8 protein-coding genes are annotated in these 11122 nt (G+C 75.2%); 3 read left to right on the plus strand and 5 right to left on the minus strand.

Annotated features, from left to right (window positions below; translation table 11 throughout):
• Window positions 1-46 precede the first annotated feature (46 nt).
• Window positions 47-2872: a DEAD/DEAH box helicase gene (locus tag ACFWEG_RS25705; protein ID WP_387219570.1), complete on the minus strand. Its 2826-nt coding sequence runs from the start codon at window positions 2870-2872 to the stop codon at window positions 47-49.
• Between the two features lie 215 nt (window positions 2873-3087).
• Here ACFWEG_RS25705 and ACFWEG_RS25710 point away from each other — a divergent pair, with 215 nt between their 5' ends.
• Window positions 3088-3336 (plus strand): hypothetical protein, encoded by a 249-nt coding sequence (locus tag ACFWEG_RS25710; RefSeq protein ID WP_387219573.1) that lies wholly within the window; start codon window positions 3088-3090, stop codon window positions 3334-3336.
• A gap of 58 nt (window positions 3337-3394) precedes the next feature.
• Here ACFWEG_RS25710 and ACFWEG_RS25715 read toward each other — a convergent pair whose 3' ends face one another.
• The 4 genes from ACFWEG_RS25715 to rpsA all read right to left on the minus strand — a co-directional run bounded on the left by ACFWEG_RS25715 (window position 3395) and on the right by rpsA (window position 7367).
• Window positions 3395-3763 carry a tetratricopeptide repeat protein gene (locus ACFWEG_RS25715; protein WP_387219575.1) on the minus strand — a complete coding sequence of 123 codons (369 nt, stop codon included), beginning with the start codon at window positions 3761-3763 and terminating at the stop codon, window positions 3395-3397.
• Between the two features lie 285 nt (window positions 3764-4048).
• Window positions 4049-4681, minus strand: coding sequence for a dephospho-CoA kinase (coaE, locus tag ACFWEG_RS25720; RefSeq protein WP_387219577.1), 633 nt, complete (start codon window positions 4679-4681; stop codon window positions 4049-4051).
• Window positions 4682-4726: 45 nt separating this feature from the next.
• Window positions 4727-5665: a PAC2 family protein gene (locus ACFWEG_RS25725; RefSeq protein WP_387219580.1), complete on the minus strand. Its 939-nt coding sequence runs from the start codon at window positions 5663-5665 to the stop codon at window positions 4727-4729.
• A 187-nt stretch (window positions 5666-5852) separates the two neighbouring features.
• Complete coding sequence (gene rpsA / locus ACFWEG_RS25730; RefSeq protein ID WP_387219583.1) at window positions 5853-7367, minus strand: 30S ribosomal protein S1; 1515 nt, start codon at window positions 7365-7367, stop codon at window positions 5853-5855.
• A gap of 328 nt (window positions 7368-7695) precedes the next feature.
• Between rpsA and ACFWEG_RS25735 the strand changes: the two genes are divergently transcribed.
• Window positions 7696-8508, plus strand: coding sequence for a class I SAM-dependent methyltransferase (locus ACFWEG_RS25735; RefSeq protein WP_387219585.1), 813 nt, complete (start codon window positions 7696-7698; stop codon window positions 8506-8508).
• Window positions 8509-8562: 54 nt separating this feature from the next.
• Window positions 8563-11097 (plus strand): ATP-dependent helicase HrpB, encoded by a 2535-nt coding sequence (hrpB, locus tag ACFWEG_RS25740; protein ID WP_387219587.1) that lies wholly within the window; start codon window positions 8563-8565, stop codon window positions 11095-11097.
• The last annotated feature ends 25 nt before the right edge of the window (window positions 11098-11122 follow it).

The following is an 11122-nucleotide window of genomic DNA, read 5'->3' on the forward strand; positions in this document are numbered from 1 at the left end:
CGGGCCGGCCGGGCGGGCGGTGTCGGGTTCGGCGGGGGCTCGGGGGTCATGACGGCTCCCTGCGCAGGGAGACCAGGTCCCTGAGCTCGCGGTCGGTCAGCTCGGTGAGCGCGGCCTCGCCGGAGCCGAGCACGGCGTCCGCCAGCGCCCGCTTGGCGTGCAGCATCTCCGCGATGCGGTCCTCCACGGTGCCCTCCGCGATCAGCCGGTGGACCTGGACCGGCTGGGTCTGGCCGATGCGGTAGGCGCGGTCGGTGGCCTGCTCCTCGACGGCCGGGTTCCACCAGCGGTCGAAGTGGACGACGTGCCCGGCCCGGGTGAGGTTGAGGCCGGTGCCCGCGGCCTTCAGGGACAGCAGGAAGACGGGGACCTCGCCCGCCTGGAACCGGTCCACCATCCGCTCCCGTTCGGCCACCGGCGTCCCGCCGTGCAGGTGCTGGGTCCCGATCCCGCGCGCGGCGAGGTGCGCGGCGAGCATCCGGCCCATGGTGACGTACTGGGTGAAGACGAGGACGGAGCCGTCCTCGGCGAGGATGGTCTCCAGGAGCTCGTCGAGCAGTTCGAGCTTCCCGGACCGGCCCGCGAGCCGGGCCCCCTCGTGCTCCTTGAGGTACTGCGCGGGGTGGTTGCAGACCTGCTTGAGCGCGCCGAGCAGCTTCATCACCAAGGCGCGCCGGCCGATGCCCTCGGCGGCCTCCACGGCCGCCATCGACTCGCGGACCACCGCCTCGTAGAGCGCGGCCTGCTCGCGGGTGAGCGGGACGGGGTGGTCGGTCTCGGTCTTGGGCGGCAGCTCGGGCGCGATGCCGGGGTCGGACTTGCGGCGGCGCAGCAGGAAGGGGCGGACGAGGCGGGCCAGCCGCTCGGCGGCCTCCGGGTCCTCGCCGCCCTCGACGGAGCGGGCGTGCCGGGAGCGGAACGCCTTGAGCGGGCCCAGGAGGCCGGGGGTGGTCCAGTCGAGCAGGGCCCACAGCTCGGAGAGGTTGTTCTCGACGGGGGTGCCGGTGAGCGCGATCCTGGCCGGGGCGGGCAGCGTGCGCAGGGCCTTCGCGGTGGCGGAGAACGGGTTCTTGACGTGCTGCGCCTCGTCGGCGACCACCAGCCCCCATGTCCGCGCCGCGAGTTCGGGCGCGTTGCCGCGCATCGTGCCGTAGGTGGTGAGGACGAAGCCGCCGGTGCCGGCGAGTCCGTCGAGGCTGCGGTCCGCGCCGTGGAAGCGGCGGACGGGGACGCCGGGGGCGAAGCGGTGGATCTCGCGCTGCCAGTTGCCGAGCAGGGAGGCCGGGCAGACCACGAGCGTCGGCTCGGGACGGTCGCGGTGGAGGTGCAGGGCGATGAGGGTGATCGTCTTGCCGAGGCCCATGTCGTCGGCGAGGCAGCCGCCGAGGCCGAGGGACGTCATCAGGTCGAGCCAGCCGAGGCCGTGCAGCTGGTAGTCCCGCAGGGTCGCCGCCAGCCCGGCCGGCTGCGGCACGGGGCGGACGCCCTCGGTCAGCCGGTCGCGCAGCGTGGCGAGGGCGCCCACCGGGACGGCCTCGACGCGCTCGCCGTCCACCTCCGCGCTGCCGGTGAGCGCGGCGGCCAGCGCGTCGACCGGGTCGAGCAGCCCCAGCTCCCGCTTGCGGGCCCTGCGCACGAGCGCGGGGTCGACGACGACCCACTGGTCGCGCAGCCGCACGACCGGGCGGTGGGCCTCGGCGAGCGCGTCCATCTCCTGCTCGGTGAGGTCGTCGCCGCCAAGGGCCAACTGCCAGCCGAACCGCATCAGCTGCTCGGCGTCGAAGAACGCGGTGCCGTCGGTGGCCGAGCCCGGGGCGGGGCGGACGACGGCGGTCGCGGTCAGGTTGCGCACCAGGTCGCGCGGCCAGTGCACGGCCACCCCGGCGGCGGCCAGGGCGCCGCCGGCCGGTCCGAGGAGGTCGTCCAGTTCGCCCTCTCCGATCGCGAGGACGTCGGGGACGGGCTGTTCGAGCAGCCGGGCCAGCGGCTCCCAGACCCGGGCCGCGCGGCGCAGGGCGAGCACCGCGTCGACCTTGGCGCGCGGTCCGAACCACTCCGCGCCCTCGCCCGCCCAGAGGGTGTCGGCGTCGATGACGTAGGTGGGGTCGACCAGGCTGTGCACCTGCACGACGGCGGCGGCCGCCCGGCGCGGGGCCCCGTCGGACGCCTCGGCGGTGTCGAAGAGGTCGAACGCCGACAGGTCGAGCCGGAGCGAGACCCGCACGCCGGCGTCCATCCCCGAGGCGACCTCGGCGGCCCAGGCACGGAGCGCGGGCAGCCGCCGGGGCTCCCGGGCGGCGAAGGGCGCACCGCCGGCGAGGGCGGCGGCCGGGGTGCGCGGCAGGGTGTCGGCGACGGCTTCGAGGAACGCGCGCAGCAGCGGTTCGGGCCGGGGGATCCGCGGCGGCGAGCCGCCGTCGACGGGCGTCGCATGGGCCTCGTAGGGCATGGCGGCGGCGACGGACCGCAGGTGGGTGAGGTCGTCGGCGTCCAGCGGGCCGACGCGCCAGGCGTCGGTGTCGTCGTCGGCCGTCAGGCCGGGCAGGAGGCGGCCCCGGGCGGCCAGGTGCAGGGCGTGCAGGGCGGCAGCGCCCCAGCAGCGCGCCGCGGGGTGCGCGGCCGGGTCGTGCCGGGCGGCGACGAGCAGCGGCAGCGCGTCCGCGACGGACATCGCGACGGCCGCCACCGTACGCCGCCGGGCCCCCGCCCCGTGCCGGCGCACGACGGTCAGCTCGACGCTCTCGGCGGACGGCCGCTCCCCCGCGTCCGGCCGCTCGACCGGTGTCCCGTCGGGATGCCAGAACGCCACCTGACCGGCTCGGGGCACCGGGGCGGGAAGGAACACCGCCGCCGCTGCGCGCACTGCCCTCACCCCGCTCCTCGCCGCCGCCCCCGCCGCCCGGCCGGGCGGCGGATCACGGTCCTCACCATCGGTTTCCGACTGTAGCCGGGGGGTCTGACAACGCCTCCCGAACCAGGTCCGCCACCACCCGTCCGTCACTGTCAGTGGCCGCTGCTACGTTTCGCGTCACTGTCGGACGACACGAGTCACGGGGGTTCACGATGGGGAAGCGGACGAAGAACCGTATGGCCAGGGTGGTCTGCGAGCACGCCGGGTGCGGGAAGTCGCAGACGGTGCGGCGCAGCAGGCTGACGGGGTGCGCGGGGTACGCGTGTCACCCCGCGCACCTGTCGCGGAGCGGGCCGGCGCCGGGGACGGTGCGGGAGGAGGTGATGCACGCGGCCGGCGGGTTCTGGGGCCGGCGGGACGTGCCGGAGGGCGGCGACCCGCTGGGGGAGCACGGCGCACCGCCCGGGACGGAGGTGGTGCGCTGAGCGCACGTGCGAGCGGGCCGGGACGCCCCGTGGCGGGGTCCGCCCGGGCCCGCCCGGCTCACTCCTCGTCAGGGAAGCGGGCCGCCTCCAGGTACTCCGGCCGGGGGTCGAGCGCGGCGGCGAGCCGGAAGTGCCGGCGGGCCTGCTCGGGGCGGGCCGCCCTCTCCAGGGTGCGGGCGAGCGCGAAGTGCGCGAAGGCGTTGTCCGGCTCGCGCTCCAGGACGAGCTCGAACTCCAGCTCCGCCGGGCGCAGTTGGGCCGCGTGGTAGAAGGCCCGCGCCCGCAGCAGGCGGGCCGCGGTGTTCTCCGGGTGGGCCGCGATGACGTTGTCGAGCAGCTTCACCGCGCCCTGAGGGTCCTTGGCCTCCAAGAGCCGCTCGGCCGCCCGGTAGTCGATGACGTGGGTCTCGGGGGTGATCTCAGGCACGGTCCATTCCTTCCCTTGCGGCGCGGCGACAACTCCGCGACGGGTGAACAAGCCACAGCCCGCCGATGTTCCGCACCCGTCGGGCACGAGGCGGCCGGCGGCGTCCGGGGACGGGGCGCGCGGCAGTCGCGTGCGCCCGATCCCGGCGGACCGCACGACATGCGCCGCACGCGGGGCGCATCGCACGGAACGCGCGGCTGCGGACACGGGCGCCGGGCCGGGCACCGCCCGGCGGCGGCTGCCGGGACGCACCCGCGCGCCCCTCACGCGTCACCCGCGCCCCCCTCACGCGTCCGGTCGCGTCAGTCCCGCCCGCTCCGCTCGCTCGGCGAGCCCGGCCCAGACCTCGTCGACCCGCGCGCGCAGCGCGTCGAGCGAGCCGTTGTTGTCGACGACGACGTCGGCGACGGCGAGGCGCTGCTCGCGGGTGGCCTGCGCGGCCATCCTCGCCCTCGCCTCGTCCTCGGTCATGCCGCGCAGGCCCACCAGCCGGTCCAGCTGCGTCCCCGGGGCGGCGTCGACGACGATCACCACGTCGTACAGCGGGGCGAGTCCGTTCTCGGTCAGCAGTGGCACGTCGTGGACGACGACGACCTCGCCGCCGGCCGCCGCCTCCAGCTCCGCGGAGCGCTCCCGCACCAGCGGGTGCACCACGGCGTTCAGCGCGGCCAGCTTCTCCGGGTCGGAGAAGACGATCGACCCCAGCCGGGGCCGGTCCAGGGAGCCGTCCTCGGCGAGCACCTCGTCGCCGAACGCGCCGAACACCTCCACGACCCGGGCGAGCCCGGGCGTGCCGGGCGCGACGACCTCCCGCGCGATCCGGTCCGAGTCGATCAGCACCGCCCCGCGCTCCTGGAAGAGCCGTGAGACCTCGCTCTTCCCCGAACCGATCCCGCCCGTCAGGCCCACTCTCAGCATGGGCGAAAGCCTAGACGAGCCCGCCGGGACCGGGCCGTCCGGGACTCAGCCGTCGCCCTCGCGCTCGGCCAGGAAACGCTCGAACTCCAGGCCGATCTCGTCCGCCGTCGGGATCTCCGCCGGCTCCGCGATCATGTTGCCGCGGGTGGTGGCGCCGGCCGCCGCGTCGTACTGGTGCTCCAGGCCGCGGACGAGCGCGACCAGCTCCTCGTCGCCCTCGCCGATCTGGCGGTCGATCTCGGTCTGGGTGCGGTGCGCCTCGGTGCGCAGCGCGTGGGCCGCGCTCGGCAGCACGAGACCGGTCGCCGCGGTGATCGCCTCCAGGGCGGTGAGCGCGGCGTCGGGGTAGGAGGAGCGGGCGACGTAGTGCGGCACGTGGGCGGCGACGCCGAGCACGTCGTGGCCGGCCTCCATCAGCCGGTACTCCACGAGCGCCTCCGCGCTGCCGGGCACCTGGGCCTCGTCGAACAGCGAGCGGTGGCCCGGGATCAGGTCGGTGCGGGTGCCGTGCGGGGTGATGCCGACGGGGCGGGTGTGCGGGACGCCCATCGGGATGCCGTGGAAGTTCACCGACAGGCGCACGCCGAGCCGCTCGACGATCTCCTGGACGGCCGCCGCGAACCGCTCCCACTCTACGTCGGGCTCCGGGCCCGAGAGCAGCAGGAACGGGGCGCCGGTCGCGTCCTGCAGGACGCGGACCTCCAGCTTCGGCTGGTCGTAGGCCGCCCAGCGGTCCTTCTTGAACGTCAGCAGCGGGCGACGGGCCCGGTAGTCCACCAGCCGGTCGGCGTCGAAGGAGGCGACGACCTGCCCCGGCAGCCCGTCGAGGAGCCGCTCGACGATCTGGTCACCGGCCTCACCCGCGTCGATGTAGCCGTCGAAGTGGTACAGCATGACCAGTCCGGCCGACTCCTGGGCGAGCGCCATGTCGACGACGGCCAGCCCCTTCGGCTCCCATGCGTACAAACCCTGCGGATCAAGCACGATTCCCACTACCTCCTCGTGTTCCGTAGTCGAGAACGTGCCCGCGGCCGCGATCATTCCCGCCGCGGGCCGGTCCCGGGCCGGAACCCGGCTGCCGCCCGGGACATGCCACGAGGCCCGCTCCCCCGAGGGGGAACGGGCCTCGATCGGCGTGACCGGCGGTCAGCCGCGGTCAGTCAGAGCCGGTTCAGCTCTGGCCGCCCGCCAGCTTCTCGCGCAGCGCGGCAAGGGCCTCGTCCGACGCCAGGGCGCCGGAGTTGTCGTCCGACTCCGAGGAGTACGAGCCGCCCGAGAGACCGGCGCCGGCGCCGGCACCCTGGGACGCGGCCGGAGCGGCGGCACCCTCGGCAGCGGCGGCCTCGTCGGCCTCGCGGGACTTGATGACCTGGGCCTGGTGCTGCTCGAAGCGCTGCTGCGCCTCGGCGTACTGGCCCTCCCACGCCTCGCGCTGGGTCTCGAAGCCCTCGAGCCAGTCGTTGGTCTCGGGGTCGAAGCCCTCGGGGTAGATGTAGTTGCCCTGGTCGTCGTACGACGCGGCCATGCCGTAGAGCGTCGGGTCGAACTCGACCGAGGCCGGGTCGGCGCCGAAGGACTCGTTGGCCTGCTTCAGGGACAGCGAGATCCGGCGACGCTCCAGGTCGATGTCGATGACCTTGACGAAGATCTCGTCGTTGACCTGGACGACCTGCTCCGGGATCTCCACGTGGCGCTCGGCCAGCTCGGAGATGTGGACCAGGCCCTCGATGCCCTCGTCGACGCGGACGAACGCGCCGAACGGAACGAGCTTGGTGACCTTACCGGGGACGACCTGCCCGATCTGGTGCGTGCGGGCGAACTGCTGCCACGGGTCCTCCTGCGTCGCCTTCAGCGACAGGGAGACACGCTCGCGGTCCATGTCGACGTCGAGGACCTCGACGGTGACTTCCTGACCGACCTCGACGACCTCGGACGGGTGGTCGATGTGCTTCCAGGACAGCTCGGAGACGTGCACGAGACCGTCGACGCCGCCCAGGTCCACGAAGGCACCGAAGTTGACGATCGAGGAGACGACGCCGGAGCGGACCTGACCCTTCTGGAGGGTCGTGAGGAACGTCTGGCGGACCTCGGACTGGGTCTGCTCGAGCCAGGCGCGGCGGGACAGGACCACGTTGTTGCGGTTCTTGTCCAGCTCGATGATCTTGGCCTCGAGCTCCTTGCCCACGTAGGGCTGGAGGTCGCGGACACGACGCATCTCGACGAGCGACGCCGGCAGGAAGCCACGGAGGCCGATGTCGAGGATGAGACCACCCTTGACGACCTCGATGACGGTACCGGTGACGATGCCGTCCTCTTCCTTGATCTTCTCGATGGTGCCCCAGGCGCGCTCGTACTGGGCGCGCTTCTTCGAGAGGATCAGGCGGCCTTCCTTGTCCTCCTTCTGGAGGACAAGGGCCTCGATCTCGTCGCCAACGGCCACGACCTCGTTGGGGTCGACGTCGTGCTTGATCGAGAGCTCGCGGCTCGGGATGACACCTTCGGTCTTGTAACCGATGTCGAGCAGGACCTCGTCCCGGTCGACCTTCACGATGACGCCGTCGACGATGTCGCCGTCGTTGAAGTACTTGATCGTCTCGTCGATCGCGGCGAGGAAGGCTTCCTCGTTACCGATGTCGTTGACCGCTACCTGCGGAGTGGTAGAGGTGGTCTCGGTGCTGCTCGTCATGTGGGAAAGGGCTCCGGTACGGACAGAAAGTCGTAGGTACTGCTACGCCGGGAGCCCGATCGCCTCTGCAGAAGCCGGACAGCATGAGAAGCCGAGGGGACATGCAACAGATGGAAGCGCGCCTGCTAGGTCTGAGGTGCGCAGGCTCGCAGCGCAACTTGTAGCATACGGGTGCCGCGGGAGCGGGTCAACGCGCGAAGGCGCACACCCGGGGTCGAATCGTTCGAACCCGGCGCAACTCCCCCCAGGCAGGCAGGCGCACGCTCGGCGGAGCGGTCCGGCCGCGAGGCCTTCCGTCCCCGATGCGCAAACTACAACGGCGGGCACGATGAGCCAAGAGCACCACGAGACCGAGCCGGAAGCCACCCGCCGCGAGGCCGGGTACACCGAGAGCAGCCGGGCCAATCGCGGCTGGTGGGACCGCAATGCCGACGAGTACCAGATCGAGCACGGCACGTTCCTCGGCGACGACCGCTTCGTCTGGGGCCCCGAGGGCCTGGACGAGGTGGAGGCCGAGCTGCTCGGCCCGGCCGACGACCTGAAGGGCGCCGACGTCCTGGAGATCGGCGCCGGCGCCGCCCAGTGCTCGCGCTGGCTGGCCGCGCAGGGCGCCCGCCCGGTCGCCCTCGACCTCTCGCACCGGCAGCTCCAGCACGCGCTGCGGATCGGCGGCGCGATCCCCCTGGTCCAGGCGGACGCCGGCGTGCTGCCGTTCCGCGACGGCTCCTTCGACCTGGCCTGCTCGGCCTACGGCGCGATCCCGTTCGTCGCCGATCCGGTCCGGGTCTTCCGGGAGATCCACCGGGTGCTGCGGCCCGGCGGGCGCTGGGTCTTCAGCTGCACCCACCCGATGCGCTGGGCGTTCCCCGACGAGCCTGGGCCCGAGGGCCTCACGGTGTCGTCGTCGTACTTCGACCGGGTGCCGTACGTGGAGCAGGACGAGGCGGGCGACGCCGTCTACGTCGAGCACCACCGCACGCTCGGCGACCGGGTGCGCGACGTCGTCGCCGGCGGGTTCCGGCTTCTCGACCTCGTCGAGCCGGAGTGGCCGGCCTGGAACACCCAGGAGTGGGGCGGCTGGTCCCCGCTGCGCGGCAACCTGATTCCCGGCTCGGCGATCTTCGTCTGCGCGCGGGACTGACGGCGGTCGCGGGCGCCCGGTCCCGCCGCCGGTGCGGCCCGTCACACTGGGACCGTGATCCGCCACTGCGACGTCGACCGGCTGCCCGTCCGGGCCGCCCTGCCCGAGCTGCGGGCCGCGCTGGACGAGCGCGGCAGCGCGGTCCTGCACGCCCCGCCCGGCACGGGGAAGACGACGCTGGTCCCGCTCGACCTGGCGGGGCTCGTCGGGGACGGCCCGGCGCGGCGGGTCCTGGTGGCCGAGCCGCGCCGGATGGCGGTGCGGGCGGCGGCCCGGCGGATGGCGTGGCTGCTCGGCGAGGAGGCGGGCGCGTCGGTCGGCTGGACCGTGCGCGGCGAGCGCCGGGTGGGGCCCGCGACCCGCGTCGAGGTGGTCACCACCGGTGTCCTCCTGCAGCGCCTCCAGCGCGACCCCGAGCTGCCCGGCGTGGACGTCGTCCTGCTCGACGAGTGCCACGAACGGCACCTGGACGCCGACACCGCGATGGCGTTCCTCGTCGACGTCCGCGCGACGCTCCGCCCGGACCTGCGGCTGATCGCCGCCTCGGCGACGAGCGACGTGAGCGCCTGGGCCGAGCTGCTGACCGCCGTGGACGGCGGGCCCCCGGCGCCGGTGGTCTCCGGCCGCGGCGAGGGCCGTCCGGTGGCGGTGCGGTTCGCGCCGCCGCCCGCGGGGGTCCGGCCCGCGCACGGCACGTGGGTGGACCAGGCGCTGCTGCGGCACGTCGCGGCGACGGTCCGGCGCGCGCTCGCCGAGTGCGCGGGGGACGTCCTGTGCTTCCTGCCCGGCGTCGGCGAGATCGCGCGCGTGGCGGGGATGCTCGACGGGTGCGGGGCGGAGGTGCTCCAGCTGCACGGCCGTGCCCCGGCGGCCGTGCAGGACGCGGTCCTCGCGGGGTCGGGGGACGGCCGGCGGGTGGTCCTCTCCACCTCGGTCGCCGAGTCCAGCCTGACCGTTCCGGGGGTGCGGGTCGTCGTCGACTCCGGGTTGGCCCGGGAGCCGCGCACCGACCACGCGCGCGGGCTCGGCTCGCTCGCCACCGTCGCCGTCTCGACCGCCGCGGCCGTCCAGCGGGCGGGGCGGGCCGGCCGCGAGGCGCCGGGGACGGTCTACCGCTGCTGGTCGCAGGCCGAGGACGGCGCCCGGCCGCGCTTCCCCGCGCCGGAGATCCGCGTCGCGGACCTGACCCCGTTCGCCCTCCGCGCGGCCTGCTGGGGCGACCCCGACGCCGGCGGTCTCGCCCTCCTCGACCCGCCGCCCGCCGGCGCGATGGCCGCCGCGCGGACCGTCCTCACCGCGATCGGCGCCCTGGAGCCCGCCTCGGGGCAGGTGTCGGAGCGCGGGCGGCGGATGTCCCGGATCGGACTGCACCCGCGGCTCGCGAGGGCGCTCCTCGACGGCGGCCGGGAGGTCGGCGCGCGGCGCGCGGCCGAGGTCGTCGCCCTGCTGAGCGAGGAACCGCCGCGCGAGTACGGCGACGACCTGACCGCAGCGCTCCGGGCGGCCCGCCGCGGCGGCGACGGGTACGGGACGCGCTGGCGGTCGGAGGTGCGGCGGCTGGCACAGGCGGTCGGCGACGGCGGGACGTGGGGACCGGAGCCCGACGGGCCGTCGGACGACGTCGCCGTCGGCACCGTCACCGCCCTCGCCCACCCCGAGCGGCTGGCCCGCGCCCGGGGCGAGGGCTCGTTCCTCATGGTGTCGGGCACCCGGGCGGAGCTGGGGCGGGGTTCGGCGCTGCGGCAGTCCCCCTGGCTGGCCGTCGCCGTCGCCGACCGGCCGGTGGGCGCCCCGTCCGCGCGGGTCCGCCTCGCGGCACCGGTCGACGAGGCCGTGGCCCGGACGGCGGCGGCCGCGCTGCACGCGAGCGGCGAGGAGGTGCGCTGGGCGGACGGCGACGTCGTGGCCCGGCGGGTCGAGCGGCTCGGCGCGGTCGAGCTCGCGGTGCGCCCGCTGCGGGAGCCCGGGCCGGACCTCGTGCGCGAGGCGCTGGTCGAGGGGCTGCGGGCGGAGGGGCCGGGGCTGCTGCGCTGGTCGCGGGAGGCACAGGAGCTGCGGCTGCGCCTGGCGTTCCTGCACCGGGTGTGCGGGGAGCCGTGGCCGGAGGTGACGGACGAGGCGCTCCTCGGGCGCGCCGCGGAGTGGCTGGAGCCGGAGCTGTCCCGGGCCCGGCGGCGGGCGGACCTGGCCCGGCTGGACGCCGGGACGTGCCTGCGGCGGCTGCTGCCGTGGGCGTCGGGCGAGGCGTCCCGTCTGGACGCGCTGGCCCCGGAGCGGATCGAGGTCCCCAGCGGCTCGCGGATCCGGGTGGACTACGCCGGCTCCCAGCCGGTGCTCGCCGTGAAGCTCCAGGAGCTGTTCGGGCTCGACCGGACCCCGGAGGTGGCGGGTGTGCCGGTGCTCGTGCACCTGCTGTCCCCGGCCGGGCGGCCGGCCGCCGTCACGGCCGACCTGGCGTCGTTCTGGCGGGACGGCTACCGCGCGGTCCGCGCGGAGCTGCGGGGCCGCTACCCCAAGCACCCGTGGCCCGAGGACCCGGCGGCGGCGGAGCCGACCCGGCACACCACGGCGCGCGCGGCGCGCGGCTGACGGGCCCCCGGGCCGCTCCAAGGGC

It is taken from the genome of Streptomyces sp. NPDC060194, assembly GCF_042728285.1.
GTDB lineage: Bacteria > Actinomycetota > Actinomycetes > Streptomycetales > Streptomycetaceae > Streptomyces.

Coding starts and splice junctions, on each gene's coding strand:
- coaE (WP_387219577.1), bottom strand. CDS start 4,681: ATGCTGAGAGTGGGCCTGACGGGCGGGATCGGTTCGGGGAAGAGCGAG.
- rpsA (WP_387219583.1), bottom strand. CDS start 7,367: ATGACGAGCAGCACCGAGACCACCTCTACCACTCCGCAGGTAGCGGTC.
- ACFWEG_RS25735 (WP_387219585.1), top strand. CDS start 7,696: ATGAGCCAAGAGCACCACGAGACCGAGCCGGAAGCCACCCGCCGCGAG.
- ACFWEG_RS25710 (WP_387219573.1), top strand. CDS start 3,088: ATGGCCAGGGTGGTCTGCGAGCACGCCGGGTGCGGGAAGTCGCAGACG.